This is a genomic window from Streptomyces sp. NBC_01450 (genome assembly GCF_036227505.1).
Classification (GTDB): domain Bacteria; phylum Actinomycetota; class Actinomycetes; order Streptomycetales; family Streptomycetaceae; genus Streptomyces.
Genome location: NZ_CP109480.1, coordinates 10,266,062 through 10,284,923, shown reverse-complemented (window position 1 = coordinate 10,284,923; position 18,862 = coordinate 10,266,062). Strand labels below are relative to the sequence as shown.

21 protein-coding genes are annotated in these 18,862 nt (G+C 70.0%); 9 read left to right on the top strand and 12 right to left on the bottom strand.

Annotated elements, in window-relative coordinates; translation table 11 throughout:
• Positions 1-63: 63 nt before the first annotated feature.
• Positions 64-477, bottom strand: a complete 414-nt coding sequence (locus OG568_RS45860; RefSeq protein WP_329535885.1) for a protease complex subunit PrcB family protein — start codon at positions 475-477, stop codon at positions 64-66.
• A 289-nt stretch (positions 478-766) separates the two neighbouring features.
• Here OG568_RS45860 and OG568_RS45855 point away from each other — a divergent pair, with 289 nt between their 5' ends.
• From OG568_RS45855 to OG568_RS45845, 3 genes are all read left to right on the top strand, one after another.
• Entirely contained in the window at positions 767-1,396 is a 630-nt protein-coding gene (locus tag OG568_RS45855) for a carbonic anhydrase (RefSeq protein ID WP_329535884.1), read from the top strand.
• Positions 1,397-1,478: 82 nt separating this feature from the next.
• A complete protein-coding gene (locus OG568_RS45850; protein ID WP_329535883.1) occupies positions 1,479-2,051 on the top strand; it encodes a hypothetical protein in 573 nt (190 codons plus the stop codon).
• Between the two features lie 429 nt (positions 2,052-2,480).
• Positions 2,481-4,772 (top strand): FUSC family protein, encoded by a 2,292-nt coding sequence (locus OG568_RS45845; protein WP_329535882.1) that lies wholly within the window; start codon positions 2,481-2,483, stop codon positions 4,770-4,772.
• 97 nt (positions 4,773-4,869) lie between these two features.
• On the opposite strand, the gene OG568_RS45840 is transcribed toward OG568_RS45845, so the two are convergent.
• Both OG568_RS45840 and OG568_RS45835 read right to left on the bottom strand, forming a co-directional pair.
• The gene (locus OG568_RS45840) at positions 4,870-5,409 is read right to left on the bottom strand and encodes a hypothetical protein (protein WP_329535881.1); all 540 of its coding nucleotides are present in this window, start codon (positions 5,407-5,409) and stop codon (positions 4,870-4,872) included.
• A 187-nt stretch (positions 5,410-5,596) separates the two neighbouring features.
• Entirely contained in the window at positions 5,597-6,157 is a 561-nt protein-coding gene (locus OG568_RS45835; RefSeq protein WP_329535880.1) for a MauE/DoxX family redox-associated membrane protein, read from the bottom strand.
• 218 nt (positions 6,158-6,375) lie between these two features.
• Between OG568_RS45835 and OG568_RS45830 the strand changes: the two genes are divergently transcribed.
• From OG568_RS45830 to OG568_RS45815, 4 genes are read left to right on the top strand one after another with little or no spacing between them, the layout of a single operon-like run.
• Positions 6,376-6,543: a hypothetical protein gene (locus OG568_RS45830; protein WP_329535879.1), complete on the top strand. Its 168-nt coding sequence runs from the start codon at positions 6,376-6,378 to the stop codon at positions 6,541-6,543.
• A 52-nt stretch (positions 6,544-6,595) separates the two neighbouring features.
• Entirely contained in the window at positions 6,596-6,766 is a 171-nt protein-coding gene (locus tag OG568_RS45825) for a hypothetical protein (RefSeq protein ID WP_329535878.1), read from the top strand.
• On the top strand, positions 6,766-8,652 hold the full coding sequence (locus tag OG568_RS45820; RefSeq protein ID WP_329535877.1) for an ABC transporter ATP-binding protein: 1,887 nt from the start codon (positions 6,766-6,768) through the stop codon (positions 8,650-8,652). Before OG568_RS45825 ends, OG568_RS45820 begins: the two co-directional genes overlap by 1 nt.
• A 25-nt stretch (positions 8,653-8,677) precedes the next feature.
• On the top strand, positions 8,678-9,139 hold the full coding sequence (locus tag OG568_RS45815) for a S26 family signal peptidase (RefSeq protein ID WP_329535876.1): 462 nt from the start codon (positions 8,678-8,680) through the stop codon (positions 9,137-9,139).
• Positions 9,140-9,308: 169 nt separating this feature from the next.
• Here the strand turns inward: OG568_RS45815 and OG568_RS45810 are convergent, their stop codons facing one another.
• The gene (locus OG568_RS45810) at positions 9,309-9,653 is read right to left on the bottom strand and encodes a helix-turn-helix domain-containing protein (protein ID WP_329535875.1); all 345 of its coding nucleotides are present in this window, start codon (positions 9,651-9,653) and stop codon (positions 9,309-9,311) included.
• Positions 9,654-10,195: 542 nt separating this feature from the next.
• Here OG568_RS45810 and OG568_RS45805 point away from each other — a divergent pair.
• Positions 10,196-10,570, top strand: a complete 375-nt coding sequence (locus OG568_RS45805; RefSeq protein ID WP_329535874.1) for a hypothetical protein — start codon at positions 10,196-10,198, stop codon at positions 10,568-10,570.
• Between the two features lie 88 nt (positions 10,571-10,658).
• Here OG568_RS45805 and OG568_RS45800 read toward each other — a convergent pair whose 3' ends face one another.
• The 5 genes from OG568_RS45800 to OG568_RS45780 form a co-directional block, all read right to left on the bottom strand.
• Positions 10,659-10,976 (bottom strand): SCO5918 family protein, encoded by a 318-nt coding sequence (locus OG568_RS45800; protein WP_329535873.1) that lies wholly within the window; start codon positions 10,974-10,976, stop codon positions 10,659-10,661.
• 59 nt (positions 10,977-11,035) lie between these two features.
• Positions 11,036-11,338: a CBS domain-containing protein gene (locus OG568_RS45795; protein WP_329535872.1), complete on the bottom strand. Its 303-nt coding sequence runs from the start codon at positions 11,336-11,338 to the stop codon at positions 11,036-11,038.
• 55 nt (positions 11,339-11,393) lie between these two features.
• Positions 11,394-12,914 (bottom strand): DEAD/DEAH box helicase, encoded by a 1,521-nt coding sequence (locus OG568_RS45790; RefSeq protein ID WP_329535871.1) that lies wholly within the window; start codon positions 12,912-12,914, stop codon positions 11,394-11,396.
• Positions 12,915-13,330: 416 nt separating this feature from the next.
• Entirely contained in the window at positions 13,331-13,534 is a 204-nt protein-coding gene (locus OG568_RS45785; protein WP_030872951.1) for a cold-shock protein, read from the bottom strand.
• 240 nt (positions 13,535-13,774) lie between these two features.
• Positions 13,775-15,256 carry an MFS transporter gene (locus tag OG568_RS45780; RefSeq protein WP_329535870.1) on the bottom strand — a complete coding sequence of 494 codons (1,482 nt, stop codon included), beginning with the start codon at positions 15,254-15,256 and terminating at the stop codon, positions 13,775-13,777.
• A 97-nt stretch (positions 15,257-15,353) separates the two neighbouring features.
• On the opposite strand from OG568_RS45780, the gene OG568_RS45775 reads away from it, so the two are divergent.
• Positions 15,354-15,974 (top strand): helix-turn-helix domain-containing protein, encoded by a 621-nt coding sequence (locus tag OG568_RS45775; RefSeq protein WP_329535869.1) that lies wholly within the window; start codon positions 15,354-15,356, stop codon positions 15,972-15,974.
• 191 nt (positions 15,975-16,165) lie between these two features.
• Here OG568_RS45775 and OG568_RS45770 read toward each other — a convergent pair whose 3' ends face one another.
• The 3 genes from OG568_RS45770 to OG568_RS45760 all read right to left on the bottom strand — a co-directional run bounded on the left by OG568_RS45770 (position 16,166) and on the right by OG568_RS45760 (position 18,775).
• On the bottom strand, positions 16,166-17,092 hold the full coding sequence (locus OG568_RS45770; protein WP_329535868.1) for a GlxA family transcriptional regulator: 927 nt from the start codon (positions 17,090-17,092) through the stop codon (positions 16,166-16,168).
• Positions 17,089-17,640 carry a cysteine hydrolase family protein gene (locus OG568_RS45765; protein WP_329535867.1) on the bottom strand — a complete coding sequence of 184 codons (552 nt, stop codon included), beginning with the start codon at positions 17,638-17,640 and terminating at the stop codon, positions 17,089-17,091. The genes OG568_RS45770 and OG568_RS45765 overlap by 4 nt, the downstream gene beginning before the upstream one ends.
• 109 nt (positions 17,641-17,749) lie before the next feature.
• Entirely contained in the window at positions 17,750-18,775 is a 1,026-nt protein-coding gene (locus tag OG568_RS45760; RefSeq protein WP_329535866.1) for an Lrp/AsnC family transcriptional regulator, read from the bottom strand.
• Positions 18,776-18,862 lie beyond the last annotated feature (87 nt).

The window sequence follows — 18,862 nt, the reverse complement described above, 5'->3', positions numbered from 1 at the left end:
TGTCGGTGACGCCCCCGTTATGCCATGTGAACCCGGCCACTCCCGCCCGGAGGGTTGGCCCGCTCACTCTCTGGTCACGATCTCCAGGCGGAAGTCGAAGACCACGTGGTCGGGTCGACGGGCCGAAGTCACCGCGTGAAACGGGTGCGTCAAGGCGCACGTGACCATTGCCCGGGGACCCGGGCAGGTCTCCCGCATATACACGCGGATGGCATCGTCCTCCTCGTACAGGCGCGTGATCTCCACTTGATAGCCGCCCGTGTTGCGGGTGCCGATCCCCACGAACACCACCATCCGCGACGCCCAGTCCACGGCGGGCGGCTCCGACGGGGAGGAGCTGCCAAATGTGACGCTCCGCCACAGACCGTTCCAGGTCTCCTGGTCCCTGACGACCGTCGCGGTCGCGACCCGCACGCCGCAGTGGTGCCCCTTCACCAGATGGTCGAACGCGATCTCACCAGTGCGTCGAGGTGTCATACGTCCATCCTCACGCAACCGCTGACGCCGTCCCATATCCGCTCAGTACTGGATTCTGTGGGCCATCGGTGGCGAAGCGGCCCACGCCCGCTTGTGCCTGCCGTCCGGTTCCGCCCTCGCGCCGCACAATCGCCCCTGGTCAAGACGTACAGAGACGTCACGACGGACTGAAGGGTCAGGGCCGATGGACAGAGCGGGACAGCCGGATCGCAGAGTTCTTCTCATCGGCGGCCTCGCGTCCGCCACGGTCACACTCGCGGGATGCTCACCGACGAGTGCCGCCCCGTCGGTGACCAGCGCTTCGCCCGAAGAGCGGCCGACCACGCCCGCCGCGGCGTTCACCAGACTGACGGAGGGCAACGAACGCTGGGTGAGCGGCGACCTTCGACACCCCGACCGGGATCCGAACCGTCGCCAGTTCGTGGCCCAGAAGCAGGAACCTTTCGGGTCGATCCTGTCGTGCATCGACTCCCGGGTACCGCCCGAACTCCTCTTCGACACCGGGCTGGGTGACCTGTACGTGATGCGCACGGGCGGAGCGGCCATCGGCCCGGTGGTCACGGGTTCCGTCGAATACGGGCCCATGACGAGTGGCACTCCGCTCATCGTGGTCCTCGGGCATCAACGTTGCGGCGCCGTCGAGGCGGCGTACAAGTCCATCCGGGACGGCAAACCGCTGCCCGGCAATCTGGAGGCGATCGCCAAGGCCTTGCGTCCGGCGTACGAGCAGGCGGTCCACGCGGGCGGTGGCGACCCGGTGGAGTCCATGGCCCGCGCACAGGTCACGCTGACCGCTGCCGACCTGCGCTCCAATCAGGACCTGGCCCCCTTCGTGGGGAAGGGTGCCCTCGCCGTGGTCGGCGCCTACTACTCGCTCGACACCGGCAAGGTGGAAGTCCTGGCCGGCGCGCCTGCCTGACCGGTCCGGGCCGCTGGCGGAGGCACGGTCGGCATGACAGGGTCAGCCTGATCGGAAACAGGCCGGCAGTGAGGGCGAGTTCATGGAAACGCAGACATGGGACGCGCTGGTGGAGTCGATGAAGAGCGCGTACGCCGCGGAGCTCGGCGGGGGCACCGTGCCTCGGCCGGTCATCATGCCCCTGGTACGTGGTGAGTTGGTCGGCCTGATCTGGGTTCGGCCGACCGAGCCCGGCGAGGACGCGCTCACCGGCATCGCCGAACTCGCCAACATCGCCGCGGCGGCAGGCGCCGACGAAGTCGTTCTCGCCTGGGAGACCCGCGACGTCGCCACCGCCTGCCAGTTGCCGACCACCGGCCCGGTGCCGTGTCTGAACATGGTGCACGCCACCAAGGACGGCCATGTGCTCCACCAGTTCCCCTACACCGAGCGGCTCCCGGCCCACTCCCCCGACGGCAGTGACTCGGTCGAGCCGGAATGGCAGCCCGCCATCGAGCCGCGGCCGGGCGGCGAACTGCTCCTTCCCGTCCAGGCCGCGGTCGACTACTCCTTCATCCCGCTCGAACTGGACCATCCCTCCCCCTTCGGCGTCACCGTCGTCCTCATGGAAGAGGACGGCTACAACGTCCGCCTGAACGAGGCGTTCACTCGCTGACCGCTCGCTCCGGTCAAGCACGGAACACGGCGCCTTGAGCGCCTCCTCGGTGCCGGTGGTCTCCGCGAGAGAAGGAGGAGCGCCGACGGCTTGCCGCGATGGCGGAGCATGACGCCGCCGCCGGGACCAGGGCCACGAGCCCGGTGACGGTCACCACCGCCACGACCTCGGGTTCCAAACCCAGGGGCCGGCTGAAACGCATGAACATGGACTTCAACGTGCGCCTGGAACGCGGCAAGGAGACCCGGCCCAGCCCGTTCGTCTTCAAAGAGGGCTACGAGTACGTCCTCGTCCTCGCGTGGTCGACTCGCCGGCCCGCCCCCGCCCAAGCTCTCGGCACCGACGGAGGTCGCGTTCGGGTGACGTCACGTGGGGAGAGACGTCACACTCGGTGGGGCGGAGGCCCTGTCGAAGGAGGTGGGCGGGCACGTGCGGACATCCAGCCCAATCCGTCCGGGGTCGGCGGTCTCGTGGCTGCGCGACCACGATCCCGAGCTGGCGGCGACACGGCGTGCCGGGCGGACCGCGATCGTCATGCCCGCTCTGTTCGCCCTGTGCGGCCAGGTCATCGGCTCAGCGACGATGGCGACCTTCGCCGCGTTCGGTGCGTTCTCGATGCTGCTGCTCGTGGATTTCACCGGTCCGATGGTGCAGCGGCTCCGCGCCCACCTCGGCCTCGCGGTGGCGTGGGCCGTCCTGATCTGTCTCGGTACGCTCGTGGCCGACGAGACCTGGCTCGCGGTCGCCGCCATGGTGGTCATCGGTTTCCTGGTGCTGTTCTCCGGCGTGGTCAGCTCCGTCCTCGCGGGCGCCTCGACCGCGCTGCTGCTGGCCTTCATCCTCCCGGTGACCTCACCCGTCCCGTTCGCCGAGCTTCCCGAGCGGCTCGCGGGAGCGGGCCTCGCGGCAGCCGCCGCCATGCTCGCGATCACCCTGCTGTGGCCCCGTCCCACCACGGATCCCCTCAGCGCACCCGCCGCCCGGGTCTGCCGTGCGGCCGCCGAGCAGCTGCGCACCGACGCGTCCCTCCTGGGGGGCGGCCCCGGCGCGCCGAGCACCGTCCAGTGCCGTACCAGAGCCGACGAGGCCGCCGCCGCGGCGGCCGAGCTGCGCACCGTCTTCGACGCCACCCCTTACCGTCCCACCGGCCTGTCCACCGGCTCGCGCGCCCTCGTCCGCCTGGTCGACGAACTGACCTGGCTCAGCAGCATCCTGGCCGACAGCGCGCCCCCGCTCGACGGTCACCCGGCCTGCGACATCGACGCCCGGTTCGTACGGCGGGCCGCCGCGGCCGTACTCGATGAGGTGGCCACGCTGCTCGACACCCCGCGCGGCTCGCCGGACGGCCTGCACGCCGCCTCGGAGCACCTGCGCAGGGCCATGGCGGACATGGAGCACAACGCCACCACCAGACTGCCCGTGGGCCGGGACGGAGCCGGCACCCCCTCGCAGGTGCACCCGGTCATCGGCGCACTGGACCTTTCGTTCCGCGCGCAGGAGCTCGGCTTCGCGACGCTGCAGATCGCGGACAACGTGGACCTGTCCGCGGCCGCCGAACGCCGCGGCTGGTCCGAACGCCTGCTGGGCCGGGAGCCCGGTGCCGTGACCCAACCGCTGGCGGCGGCGCGCGAGCGGGCCGCCGCCCACCTTCAGTCCCAGTCGGTCTGGCTGCACAACAGTCTGCGGGGAGCACTCGGCCTCGGTATCGCTGTCGGCCTCGCCAACGTGACCAGCGTCCAGCACTCGTTCTGGGTGCTCCTGGGAACCCTGTCGGTGCTGCGCTCGAACGCCCTCAACACCGGGCAGAACGCGGTCCGCGCGGTGGGCGGCACCCTCGCCGGTTCGGTCATCGGCACCGCGCTGCTGCAACTCATCGGACACCATGGCACGGCGCTCTGGTTCCTGCTGCCGCTAGCCGTGTTCCTCGCCGGCATCGCCCCCGCCGCCATCTCCTTCGCCGCCGGTCAGGCGTCGTTCACCGTCACCCTCGTCATCCTGTTCAACATCGGCCATGATCCCGACTGGCACATCGTGCTGCTGCGGATCCAGGACATCGCCATCGGCTGCGCGGTGAGCGTGCTGGTGGGCCTGTTCTTCTGGCCGCGCGGCGCCACGGCGGCCGTCGACCGGGCGCTCGCCGAGGCGTACACGGACAGCGCCCGGTACCTGGCGGGCGCGGTGCAGTACGCCATCGGTCGCTGCGGCACCGCGCCCCCGTCGGACGAAGTCGCGCTGCGGGAGGGCGTCGAGGCGGCCGCCGCCGCGCGCAGGCTCGACGACGCGTTCCGCAGCTATCTGGCCGAACGCGGCGCCAAACCGGTGCCCCTGGCCGATATGACCACCCTGGTCACCGGCATCGTGGGGCTGCGCCTCGCGGCGGACGCGGTCCTTGGCCTGTGGCGGCGTGCCGGCGAGCTGGAGAGTGAGCCGAACCGGGCCGAGGCCGGACTCGTCCTGCTGAGCGCCGCGGGCCAGATCTCCGGCTGGTACCGGGATCTGGCCGCCGGCCTCGGCCGCGACACCACCGTCCGGGATCCGCTGCCGCGCAACCCCGCGGCCGAGGCGCAGCTGGTCGAATCCCTCCGCCGCGACCTCAGCGACGAGCGCGGGCAGGCCACGGACACGGCCGTCCGCATGATCTGGACCGCCGACCACCTCGACGCCGCCCGCCGGCTCCAGCCGGCCCTGGCCGCCGCGGCGACGTCCGAAGGGCGGTCCTGACCCGGGGTGGCGCACCGACCCCCCGGGGTGCGTGCGTGAGCGGAGGGGGGTGGTGGGTGGTCCGGGCCGCGCCGAGGCGACGGGGCGCTGTCCCGCGTCAGACCGCGGCCTTGGAGGGCGCCGGCAGGCGGCCCGGGTCGAAGGCGGTGGCGCTGAGGGTGCCGTCCACGGTGATCAGGCCGAAGACCGGGTACCCGGTGATGTCGAAGGCTTCGCCGAGCGGCCCGTCGCCGGGCTCGACCACGACGTGGGCGACCTCGGACAGCGCCGTCACCTGCTCGCGTGCCTCCTCCTCGGTGCCGTGCACGACGGCGAGGACGCTGCGACCGGTCTCGCGGGCGGTGGTGCGGGCCTGCTCCACGAAGAGCGGCAGCCGCTCCTTGCAGGCACGGCAGTTGGGCGAGAAGAAGCCGAGCATGGTCTCGCCGAGGCTTTGGCGGGTGATCCGCTCACCGGCGGTGGTGACGGCGGAGAAGCCGGGGACGGCGGAGCCGGCCGGGATGATCAGGCCGTCCACCACCCTGTCGGACTTCTCGCCGGCCTGGGCGCGGAGTTTGCGGATGACGCCGAAGGTGAGCAGCAGGTTCAGCAGACAGAGCAAGGCGATGAGGACGACGGCGGTGACCAGAAAGGGCATGGGTGACTCCGGGGTCTCGTGTCATCGTGGGGCGGGGTTTCCGCCCTTCGGAATCGCGGGGTGCGAAGGCGCGGCGGCTCGGGCGTGTGCCGCGCGCCGTGGTGCGGCGGCTGCGGCTTGTGCGTCGCGATGGCCGCCACGGTGGTGCGGGAACTTCGACCACGTGGGACATCAGGATGGTTGTCGCCTACGGGGCGGATCGGCGGACGCGTCCCGAGGGGCGTGGGGCGCCGTCGTCGAACAACGTGCCCAACTCGTCCGTGAAGATCACGAGCAGAGCGCCCACCAGCGCACCGAATGCCGCGATGAGCACGCCCGCCGCCTGGGTCGGCGCCGGTGTTCCCGCCAGCGCGGCGGCCAGGCCGAACGCGGCGAGGACGAGCAGCACGCCGTTGCGGATCACGTGGCGGCAGCCGATCGGCACGGTGGAAGCGCCGAAGCAGGCGCAGGACGCCTTGGTTCCGGTGCGGAGCGTACGGAGGATTCCGGCGGTGAACGCGGCGAGCAGCAGCAGTGTCAGGACGAACCCGGGCGCGCCGCCGGGTCCCAGGGTGAGCAGCACCACCGCGGCGCACTCCCCCGCGACGACGGCCACTGCCACGGGGCGGCTCAGGCGGGCCGGGACGCCCATGGAACGGGCGGAGTCCTCGAAGCCGCGGAAGGCCGCGGCGCCTCGTAGTTTTCCGGTCGCGGATGCCGCGAACACGATGCCGACGAGGAGTCTGACGGCAAGTAGGGCGTAGGCCACGAGCAGCTCTCACCTCCCGGGACGAGTGGATCAGAGGCAATGTAGCCCCAAGTCGACATGAGCAACAGTGGCCCCTTTCCGCCCACATCTCCACAGGTGAAACTGGAAGCAATCCGTCAACTTCCGCACCCTTGCGCTCAATTGGCCTCGCAACATAACTTCTGCACCGGCCGGACCTTACCCCTGGTCCGGTCTTCACCCTACGAGGGAGGTCCGTGATGACCCGTGTGATCGGCACGATGGGCGACAGACTGCTGGGCATGCTGCTGAAGGAGGACCGGGCCGGCGCCTGTGTCCCGGAGCACGGCACTTTCTGCAAGTGCACGAACCATGTCCGGTACGTCTTCAGCTGCAACGGCCCCTGTGTGAAGGACGGCACCTGCTGACCCAGCCGCCATCCCATCCCGACACATCACGTCGCACGACCAGGAGGTAGTCATGAGGCGAATGATCGGCACGATGGGCGACCGGCTGCTGCGGCTCGTACTCGACGAGCAGCCTGCGGGGGCCTGCATCCCCGAGGTGGGTCAGCTCTGCTATTGCAAGGGCGGACACCAGTACCGATTCGCCTGTAACGGTGTGTGCACCAAGCGCAGCAACACGTGCTGATGACGCACTCCGACCCACCTGCCGGTTCCCCGGAGGCGGCTTCGCCTCCGGGGAACCGGCTGCGGGCCCGCGCCGCGTGGGCGGCGGTAGCCCTCCAGTTCCGCGGCACGCCCGTCGGCGCCTCGCTGCTGTTCGGGGTGACCGTGGGAGTCGGGGTGACTCCGGCCGCCGCCGCCTGGCTCGCCAAGCTGCTCTTCGACGAACTCGGCCGCGGTGCCCACGCCGACGCGGGGCACGCCGTCAAACTCGGCATCGCCACGGCCGCACTCGGGGCGCTCTCCGCCGTCCTTCTGCAACTGGCCGCCTACTTGGATGAGTTGGTGTGCAGACGGCTCGTCGTCGAAGTCGAAAGGACCCTGTTCGCCAAGGTCGACGAGTTCCGCGGACTGCGGCGGTTCGAGGACCCCGCCTTCCACGACCGGCTGCGGCTCGCCCAGCAGGCCTCGGAGGACGCACCGCACAACATCACCATGTTCACGCAGGAGGCCGTGCGTTCGGTGGCCGCGCTGAGCGGCTTCACGGGCGCCCTGCTCGCCGTCTGGCCCCCGATGGTGAGCCTTTTGTTCCTTGTCGGCGCCGCCGCACTGCTGGCCCGGTTGTCGCTGGCCCGCCGCCAGGTGGCGGTCTGGGAGTTGACCTCGGCCCGGCTGCGCCGACACCTCTTCTACCGCTCGCTGCTGACCGACCCCCGCGCCGCCAAGGAGATCCGGCTGTTCGGCCTCGGCGGCTTCCTGCACGGCCGGCTGGTCCGCGCGCTGAGCGACGCCACCGAGGCCGAGCTCGCGGTGGCCCGGCGTGGCGCCCTGGTGCAGTCGGGCTTCGCCGCGCTCAACGCCCTGGTCGCCGGGCTCGGTACGGTCATCGTGGTCGCGGGCGCGGCCCGCGGCAGATTCACGGTCGGCGATGTGACGTTGTTCATAGCCGCCGCCGCGGGAGTGCAGGGGGCGTTCACCGGGATCGTGCTGCAGGCCGGGGCGGCCGCGGAGGGTGTCCGGCTCTTCGGCCACTATCTCGACCTGCTCGACACCCCCGACGACCTGACCCGGGGCGAGGCCCCGGTACCGGCGCTCACCGGGCGAATCGAACTGCGCGACGTCTGGTTCCGCTACGACACGTCCGGCCCCTGGGTGCTGCGCGGGGTGAACCTGACCGTCCCGGCGGGGACCGCGATGGGCCTGGTGGGCCGCAACGGCGCCGGCAAGAGCACCCTCATCAAGCTGCTCTGCCGGTTCTACGACCCCGAACGCGGCACGGTCCTCTGGGACGGCACCGACATCCGGACCATGGACGTGGCCGAGCTGCGCCGCCGGATCGGCGTGACGTTCCAGGACTACATGACGTACGACCTCTCCGCGGCCGAGAACGTCGGCATCGGCGATCTGCCGTACCGCGAGGACCTGGAGCGCATCCGCGACAGCGCGAGACTCGCCGGCATCGACACGACCCTGCGCAAACTCCCCGACGGGTACGAGACCCAGCTCAGCCGCGTCCACCTCGACGAGGAGGACGGCACCGTTGGGGTCACCCTCTCCGGCGGGCAGTGGCAACGGGTCGCACTGGCCCGCTCGTTGATGCGCGGCGACGCCGATCTGCTGATCCTGGACGAGCCCAGCTCGGGTCTGGACCCGGAGGCCGAGCACGAGGTGCACCGCACGCTCAGTCGTCACCGCCGCGACCGGACCGCGCTGCTGGTCTCGCACCGGCTCGGCGCCCTGCGCGAGGCGGACGCCATCGCCGTACTGGTCGACGGCCGGATCGCCGAACTCGGCTCCCACGACGAGCTGATGGCCCTGGGCGGCGGGCACTACGCCCGGCTGTTCGGCCTCCAGGCGGCGGGCTACGCCGAGCGCGGCGACCGGCGCAGGACCACGGAGGCGGCCACATGAGCCGCCCGCACCGGAAGGCGGTCACATGACGGGGGCCGGACGGACCACGCTGGCGCTGGCGGCGGGCGCGGGGCTGCTGCTCCTCTCCGTACGCGTACTGCGTTCACGCGTCGCCCTCATCAGGGTCACCGGATCGAGCATGGCCCCGACCTTCGCCGACGGCGACCGGCTGCTGGTGCGGCGCACCACACGCGTACGGCGCGGCGACGCGGTGGTCTTCCGCAACCCCCTCCCGTTCGGCGACGGCGGCGACGCCCTGGCCTGGCTGGTCAAGCGGGTCTCCGCGCTGCCCGGCGATCCCGTGCCAACCGACGTACGCGACGTCGTCGGAGCCCCGGACGGCGGACTGGTGCCGTCCGGTTCCCTGATCGTCCGAGGTGACGCCGCCCGCACACAGGACTCCCGCCACTTCGGTTACGTCCCCGAGTCGTCCCTGCTGGGCGTGGTTCTCACCCGCGCCCCCGCACCGGAATCGTCACCGAGGTGAAGCTGCGACCACCACGCCGCGGATGGGGCGAATCGACACCCACGGATCACGTCCCCGCCCTCCCCCACGGGAGGACAGGGTACGGCGCGTCGACTCCGTTGCACGGTGCGGCCCGCCGCGGAGCGCGGCCGCGGTCCCCTGGAGGCATGCGTGGTGGGGTCGTACGCGCTCAGCCGGAACGGGAAGTGCCGGACGCCTCGCTCGCGGCGCGGCGGTACTCGGCGTTGATGCGCTGCGCTTCCTCGAGTTGGTCCTCGAGGATGACAATGCGGCAAGCAGCCTCGACCGGGGTCCCCCTGTCGACGAGTTCGCGGGCTCGAGCGGCGATCCGGAGCTGGTAGCGGGAGTACCTCCGGTGCCCGCCCTCCGAGCGGAGCGGAGTGATCAGACGGGCTTCGCCGATGGCTCGGAGGAAGCCGGGAGTGGTGCCGAGCATCTCGGCGGCCCGGCCCATCGTGTACGCGGGGTAGTCGTCGTCGTCCAGGCGACCACTCAGTGGAGTATCTGCTGTCATTTCACCTCGTTGTGCAACGCGTCGAGGGGCCCCGATGCCGTACGGCACCAGGGCCCCGAAGGAAATTGAACACCATCTGCCGGCTCTACTGCTCTGCCGACCTCTTGTTTCCGCTACCTGGCCCCGGTGAGGGGGCGGGAATGCGGGGTCGCGGATGCGTGACCGGGGACCACCTTCCATTCCGGGGTCTTGCGGCACCCGACCTCGTGCTCGTCGGCCGGGCGATCCTGATGGCGCCTGCTCCTTCCGTTCTTCCTCTGAATCAACTCACTTGCCAGGCCGGTGCGGCCGTCGGTCTCGTCACCGTCCCGCTGACAACTTGGCTTCGAGACTCCACAGTCACGCCGACCTGCGGACTTCTGCACTACTAGAGAAACACTAATCACGCAACCGCCCAATGTCTACTCTGTCAAACGTAGATTTTTGGTGTCCCGAGGCATAGATATGCTCTGTCCTGTGGAGCTTCTGGGCAGGTGACGGCGTGGGCGCGGCGATCGGCCGACTTCGGCGCCCGGATCGCGCACCGAATAGAATCGGCTCTCATGTCGAACCCTGACGAGCTGCTCGTGGATCTCTGCGCCCTGGTGGAGTCCGAGCAGAGCAATCAGATGTCATTGACCGTGGTGGCCGGCGGCGCCGTCATCACAGGGCGGCTGGCTCCCGAAGCCGTGTGGAGGGAGCGCGTCTCGGACGTCCTGAAGGACTCGGACCGACTCGGCCCCTTCTCCGACGTCTTCTCCGCCGACCGGACAGTGGGCCGACCCGAGCATGGCGGGTCCCCCACGCATCTGCACTTCCACCTCGCCCGGATCCTGCAGGGCAGCGTCGGGATTCCCGAGACGGGCGGGATGTATCGCGTCGCGATCAAGGACGTCAGTGCCTGGACGGTGGGCGACTTCAGTTACTCCGACCAGTGAGGAGGGCCCTGCCGGCGTATGTCGGCAGGGCCCTCGTCACTGTCCTGGCGTCAGCTTCCGCCAGTCCTCCATCGGCTTCCGCCGGTTCTCACGGTTCCACCGGCATGGAGCTGCCGAGCAGCGCCGACGCGGTCTGCAACGGCGTCAGGACGCGCGTGGCGGGTGCGGGCTCGTGGGCGCCTCGGCAGGTGAAACCGAGGCGTGTCATGGCCCGGGTGACTTCCCCGCTGGTGAAGTCACGGCGGTCCTGCCTGGTGATGACTTCGCCCACTTGCTTGACGGGGTAGTGGCGACGGCCGATGAGCACGGACTCACCCGTGACGGGCTCGGGCTTGACGCCCTTCATGGAGGCAAGCACCCCGCTCTTGGAAAGGTCGAAGGGAAACCGGGCGATGACGCAGCGCATGATGCCTCGCAGGGAAGGAAGAGGGAGGAACGGGGCCGATGCCGATCGGGTGAGGCGGATCAGCGGGAGAGGGCGGGGGCGCACGGGCCGCGGCCCTGTTCGAGGACGTCCCGTACCCGGATCCGGTCCGTGTACGCGGGGTTGTCGCGGACCGAGGCGAGTTGGGCCCGCGTGACCGAACCTGTGCAGTGGTCGTCCTGATCGCACAGGAGCAGGTACCCGACACGGGCACTGGCCATCAGGAACAAGGCCACCTCGACGGTCATGTCGTCACCGACCCGCGGTCCGGATGCGTCCAGGACGTCGGCCACGTTCGTGGGCGCGGGATCGATGGGGCGTCGCCGCGTCTGAGCCAGTGTCAAAGAGTGCCTCCTGAATGGACGGGTGGGGTTTCCGATCACGACGCCCTACGACGCACTAGGCAGCCGCTTCGGAGCCGGACGACCTCCGCGGTGCGCGGCGTGCCGCCTCGCCGTTGGATCGGCCCTGGGCGGTGCCGCCGCGGCGGCCCCGGGACGGGGAACCGGACCCGCGCCGAGGACGTTCCACGACCGGCGCGGTGATGGTGACCGCGATGCCCGAGGGAGCCTGGGCACCGGTGATGCGGCTCAACTCCGCTTCACCCGAGCGCACTTGGGTGGTCTGGGGAGTGATCCTGGCGGCAGCCATCAGTCGGCTCATATCGCGTCGCTGATTGGGCGTCACCAGGGTGACGACGCTGCCGGACTCGCCGGCGCGGGCCGTGCGGCCGCCACGGTGCAGATAGTCCTTGGGGTCGGTGGGCGGATCCACGTTCACGACCAGGTCGAGGTTGTCGACGTGGATCCCGCGCGCCGCGACATTGGTCGCCACGAGCACCGTCACATGCCCCGTCTTGAACTGGGCCAGCGTCCGGGTGCGCTGCGGCTGGGACTTCCCGCCGTGCAGGGCCGCGGCGCGGACGCCGCTGTTCAGCAGATGCTCGGTGAGACGGTCCACCGCGTGCTTGGTGTCCAGGAACATGATCACCCGGCCCTCACGTGCGGCGATCTCGGTGGTCGTCCGCTGCTTGTCCGCGCCGTGCACGTGGAGTACGTGGTGCTCCATGGTCGTGACCGCACCCGCGGAGGGGTCGACGGAGTGGACGACCGGGTCGGTCAGGTAGCGGCGGACGAGCAGGTCGACATTGCGGTCCAGGGTGGCCGAGAACAGCATCCGCTGCCCCTCGGGACGCACCTGGTCGAGCAGCGCGGTGACCTGGGGCATGAAACCCATGTCGGCCATCTGGTCGGCCTCGTCGAGGACGGTGATGTCGACCTGGCCCAGGCGGCATTCGCCACGGTCGATGAGGTCCTTGAGCCGCCCCGGCGTCGCTACGACGACCTCGGCGCCGCCGCGCAGCGCACTGGCCTGTCGGCCGATCGACATCCCGCCGACCACCGTGGCCAGCCGCACTCTCACGGATCGGGCGTACGGGGTGAGCGCGTCGGTGACCTGCTGGGCCAGCTCCCGGGTGGGTACGAGGACCAGGGCCAGCGGCTGTCGCGGCTCGGCGCGCCGACCGGCCGTACGGGCCAGCATGGCGAGACCGAAGGCGAGGGTCTTGCCGGAACCGGTGCGGCCACGGCCGAGTACGTCGCGGCCCGCGACGGAGTTCGGCAGGGTCGCCGCCTGGATCGGGAACGGTACGGTCACGCCTGCGCGGCCGAGCTCGGCCAGCAACGGTGCCGGCAGCCCGAGATCGGCGAACGCCTCGACGGCGGGCAGCGCGGGTGTGATCGTCGTCGGCGGCGCGAACTCGCCTTGCACGGCGGTCTGTTGACGTCCATAACCCTTCGGCCGGCGGGGCGCGCCGGAGCGACTGGAGGGTGCGCCCCCGAAGTGGCCGCCGCCCCTTTGGGAACCAGAACTTCCGGTGCGGGTGCGGGCGAAGCGATCGTTTGTACGCGTGCGGTTCATGTGGAACCTTCCTTGATGTGGCGCGTATCAAGGAATTCCCGCAGCGAATGAGCAGCGCAGAGAATCGCAAGAACGAGCCGAAAATAATGCGGAGCCGGATCGGATCGGACTGGATCAGGTCGGATCAGGTCGGATCAGCAGCGAATATTCTCGGAATACGCCGCCGAAAACAGCAGCGCGATCCCGAAAACAAGGCGGGGCATTCCACGAGGGGAGGCCCTGACGGATCTGCGGCCGGAGTCTTGGGTGGAGTCCCGAGGGATTCGGTGGAGCATTCCCGAGGGGGCCTTGCCCCCTCTGAATCATGCCGCGGGTGACATCACCACGGCCCTGACGAAGAGACCGCTCCCCGAAAAGCGGCGAGCTGGGGCCCGCACCCCAAGGTGCGGGCCCCAGCTGCGAAGTACGTGTCAGCGTCAGGCGGGAACGATGTTCTCAGCCGTCGGGCCCTTCTGGCCCTGCGCGATGTCGAAGGTCACCTTCTGGCCCTCCGACAGCTCACGGAAGCCCTGGGCCGCGATGTTCGAGTAGTGGGCGAAGACGTCCGCGCCGCCACCGTCCTGCTCGATGAAGCCGAAGCCCTTTTCCGCGTTGAACCACTTCACGGTGCCAGCAGCCATGTCAAATCTCCTTCGGGACGGTGTTCGGAGTTTCGCGATGTGCGGACTCCGCGTCGCCGTGATGATTATCCCGCCGGAAAAATCACCGGAGCCGAAAAAGAGCTCCACCGACAGATGAAGCCGGTGAGGACACTTGCAAGATTTCGGGAACCACAACTGCAACTGCGATCAACAGTAGCACGTCGCGATCGATCATGTGCCGTGAATAACTCCGCTTGTCTGTCCGGACAGGAAGCCTCGTTACGCCTTCCGCCATTTTCTCACTTCACGAGCATAGATATCGGCTCGCCGCGGTTGCGGAGAGGCGGGGCGCACCTCGTCCTTCTTCGGCCGTGCCGCGTGGGCCACGAGGAGGAGGAAGAGTCCGCAGGTGGCGACCAGGATCCAGCCCGGGCGGGACGCGTGCGCGAGTCCCGCCGGCGCGGTACCCGCGACCAGGCCCCCGGCGATGGCTGTCCCGAGCGCGGAGCCGAGCTGGCGTGCGGTGGACGTGATCGCTCCGGCCACGCCGGCACGGCCGGCAGGCAGTCCGCTCACCGCGGTGTTGGTGATCGGAGCGTTGGCGAAACCGAACCCGACGCCGATCAGCAAGTAGGCCACCAAGAGCAGGAGCACGTTCGTGTGCTGGTCGAGCCCGACCAGACAGAGTCCGCCCACCGTGATGAAGCCGCCCGCCAGGACAAGCGGCAACCGCGGTCCGACACGACCGACCAGGCGGCCGGACAGGGGTGCGCAGACGGTCGCTCCGAAGGCCATGGGCAAGGTCGCCACCCCGGCGGCCAGTGGTGTCCACCCCCGAGCGTGCTGCAGGTAGAAGGTATTGAGCAGGAACGTCACGTTGAGGGCGACGAAGACCGCCACCGCGCCGAGGACGGCGCTGCTGAAGACCGGATGCCGGTAGAGCCGTAGATCCATCAGCGGCTCGCTCCGGTGGGACTCGACCCACGCGAATCCGATCGCGGCCACGGCGGCGCTCGCGTAGGCGGCCAGCGCCGGAAGCGACGTCCAGCCGATGCGCGGTCCCTCGATGAGGACGCCCACCGAGACGCCGATGACCACGACCAGAAGGGCCTGGCCGGGGAGGTCGAGCCGCTGCGCCCGCGGTGCCCGGGACTCCGGCACGAACACCGCGGTGAGCACGAGGGCGGCCACGATGACCGGTGCGTTGATCCAGAACACCGACCGCCAACCGAAGCCCGCGATGAGAGCGCCGCCCGTGACGGGACCGGCGGCCATGCTGAGCCCGAAGACGGACGCCCAGACACCGATCGCCTGTGCGCGCTCCCTCGGGTCGGGCATCGCGTTCACCACGATCGCCAGAGCCACGGGACTGAGCATCGAGGCGCCGACTCCCTGGACGGCACGGGCCGCGATCAGCACACCCGCCGAAGGGGCGATCGCGCAGAGCAGCGAGGCCGCACCGAACACGACCAGTCCGAACTGGAACACCCGCCGGCGTCCGAAGCGGTCCGCCAGCGCGCCGGAGGAGATCAGGAGACTGGCCAGGACCAGGGTGTACGCGTCGACGGTCCATTCGAGGCTGCGGGTCCCGATACCCAGACCGTGCCCGATCGCCGGCAGTCCGACATTGACGATGGTGGTGTCCAGGCCCACCAGGAACATGCTCAGACAGCAGACGGCCAGCACCGTCCAGCGTCTGCGTGCGCTCAGAACGGGCTGAACGGGGTCAAGTGGCTTGATGGGATGGGTGGTCGCGGTCACTGTGTACCTCTCACGTCCGGAAGCGGCTGCCCGGCAAGGCTCGGGCCGGAGGACACCCGCCGCCCACCAGATTTGCGAAGACCGCAAACTGGACTCCATGGACGCGGAACTAGAACAGATAATCGACGGCATCGGCCCCCGGCTGCGCACGCTGCGCCGGGACCGCGGGCTCACACTGGAGGCGCTCGCGGCGACGACCGGAATGTCGGTGAGTACCCTGTCGCGTCTCGAGTCGGGCAAACGACGCCCGACCCTGGAACTGCTCATCCCGCTCGCACGTACGCACCGGGTCGCACTCGACCAACTGGTGGCCGCGCCGGCCACCGGTGACCCTCGGGTGCACCTCAAGCCCCTGCGCAAAGGCCACGGCAGCGTTCTTGTACCCCTGACGCAGTACCCGGGTCGGGTACAGGTGTTCAAGCAGGTACTGGCTCCCCGCGAACCGGCGTTGGTGACCCACGACGGCTACGAGTGGCTCTACGTCCTCGCGGGCGAGCTGCGCCTCGTCCTCGGGGAACAGGAATGCACACTCCACCCGGGCGAGGTCGCCGAGTTCGACACCAGGCAACCGCACTGGTTCGGTCCGGCGAACACGAGCGCCGTGGAGATCCTGCACCTCTTCGGACCACGGGGCGATCAAGCCGTGGTCCGCGCGAAACCGTCCGCATCCGATCCCGGTCCGACGGCCGACGCGACGGCCGACGGCACCTCGTCATGAGCGTCCTCACCGAGCGGGAGCGGTCCCGCTCACCCCTGGTCGATGACGCCGCGTGGGAAGCGCGTGCTGGGAAGCTCAACTCGCGCCCCGTCTGCGCCACTCCACCGACGGGGACCCGGCCCGCTGGGTCACCTCTTGCCCGCCCGTGAACCACCCACCCGTGGAACGGATCACATGACTGCCGGGAAGGCTCACCCCGTCGTCCCGGAAGGCGCTCGGGAACGCAGCCGGCGCAGCATCCGAACGTCCTGGAAGCCCACCTCACGAGCCGCGGTTTCCACCGTCGTGCCGTGACCGATCAGGTGCTCCGCGCGCTCCAGTCTCAGGGTCTGCTGGTAGCGCAGCGGCGTCAGGCCGCCTGTAGCACGGTGGAACATCCGGGTCAGGGTGCGTTCACTGACGCCGACGCTGGCGGCCACATGGGCCAGCGGCAGCGGTTCGGCGAAGCGCGCGTCGATGAGGTCCTGAGCGCGGTGAACGGTGTCGTCCAGGTGGGACCGGTGCCGCAACATGGCGCTGGCCTGTGGCTCGTGGCCGTTGCGGCGCGCGTAGACGACCATGTCCCGCGCCACCTGGGCAGCGAGTGCCGGGCCGTGGCGGACGGCCAGCAGGTGCAGCGCCAGGTCGATGCCGCTGGCGATACCGGCCGACGTCACCACCCGGTCGTCGGTGGTGAACAGCACATCCCGCACCACGATCGCCCGGGGGTGCCGGGCCGCCAGCTCGTCCTGAAGGTGATGGTGCGTGGTGCACCTGCGCCCGTCCAGCAGCCCCGCCAGGCCGAGCGCCTCGGCCCCGGCGCACACGCTGGCGACGGTGCCCCCGACGGTGTGGTGGGCTCGTAGCCGCTCGAGCGTGGACTGGCTCAGCTCCGGCCCGCCGCGCAGGGTGGGCGCCCTCCAGCCCGGCACCACGACAAGGTCGTCGTCGCTCAGCTCCGGCCACTGGGTGTGCGCGGCCAGCGGCAGGCCCTGGGCGCTGAGCACCTGCTCCTGATCGGCGACATAGCTCAGCCGGTAGGGCTGTCCGAAGTCCCCCGCCGTGCCGAAGACCTGGGCCGGTCCGGCGAGGTCGAGCAGGTGGACGCCGGGCACGAGGACGAAGACGACATGGCTCACGCCTCGGATGCTCCCAGCTCCGCCTCTCGTTCGGCCACCGTGGAGATCCGGGCGAACCGGTCACGCAGGACGGCCTCCGTACGCTCGATGATCGCGTCGGCGCCGAGGTCGCCGATCGGATTGGTGGTGGTGGCGTCGGTGACGAAGACCATGCGGTATCCGAGGTCGCTTCCCACCCGGGTCGTGGTTTCCACGCACTGCTCGGTGCGGATGCCGCAGACGGTCAGTTCGCGCACGCCCGCCTCGGTGAGCAGTTGTTGCAGATTGGTGGTGGTGAAGGCGTTGTGGGAGGTCTTGTACAGAACCGGCTCACCCGACTGCGGCTGCTCCAGTTCGTCCAGCAGTCGGACGTGCCCCTGGGCCGGGTCGAAGACCCCGCCACTGCCGGGCTCGGTGTGGAGGACCCAGACGACCATGTCGTCGTTGGCGCGGGCGAGTCGCACCAGACGGTTGACGGGTTCCGCGATCTTCGGATTGGCGATCTGCTCCCACAGCGGGCGGGCTCGGAAGGATTCCTGGACATCGATCACGATCAGCGCTCGGTTCATGTCCCCCATTCTGGCCTGGGCCGATACCGGATCCGCAGGCCTGATCCAGGCCGACACCGGAACGATCCGGTCAGTGGTGCGCGAGGACCGGCAGTTCGGACGACAGGACCTAGGGCAGACGCAGCGGGACCACGCCGACGCAGTGGCCGTCCTCGCCCAGCAGTCGGCCCATGTGCTTGACCGTGCGCAGCACCACCGACCGGTCGCCGATGGTCAGACGGGGCAACTGCCGTGACAGATGGGCCTCAAAGGAATGCACGTCGGCCAGTTCGCGCAGCCAGACATCGATCACCAGGTTGTTCGGCCCCGCCGTGATCGCACACGACCGGACCACCCGTACGCCGGCCAGTACCCGGCTCGTCTCCTCCAGGTACCGACCCGGTACGGAGGCGAAGTACACCGCGGACAGGGGCCACCCGGACAGCGGCCGGGCCAGGTCGCAGCGCAGGCTCACGCCTGACAGCAGGAGCGACTGGAGCCTGCGGCGCACCGTCGTCACGCCCGCGTCGGCCACGGTCGCCAGCCTGCTCAGGGACATACGACCGTCGGTGCTCAGGAGTTCCACCAGACGCGCGTCGAGGGCGTCCCACTCTGTCTCCCCCGCCCCCACGGTCGGGGTGTCCAAGGTCGTGGCCGCCTCGATCCGCGCGCACTGGGCGGCATCCAGACTGCGCAGTCGCCACCGGCTGCCCTCGGTGGACACGCCCGTGGACACATGCGTACGGGTGGTCCGTACCCCGGGAGTTCCCTGGAACAGAAGGGTGTTGAGGCGTGCCAGCTCGTTCAGGTCCCGGACCTGGACCGCGGCCACCAGGTCCCGTCCGCCGGCCATGAGCTTGACGTTCACCACCGCCGCGTCCGCCGCGAGAGCCTGGGCCACCTGCTCCGCGGCGCCCGGCTCCGTGTCGACCTCGACGATCGCGCTCACCACGATCCGGGAGTCGGACAGCCGCGGGTAGGCCGTCACCCAGGCAAGTCCCGCCTCGGTCAGCCGCTGCCAGCGCCGCGCGGCGGTCACCGGATCGACGCCGAGCACATCGCCGATCAGCGTCCATGAGGCTCGGGGCCGAATCTGCAGCGCGTGCACGACGGCGCGGTCGAGTTCGTCCAGTCCCGGCGTGGCAAATTCCTGCACTCCCCCGGGCGGCGCGTTCCTGCGCGTCCCAGGGGATTCGAAGCCGAAATCTGCACCGTCACACGGAGTTTTCTTGCGCATTCCACA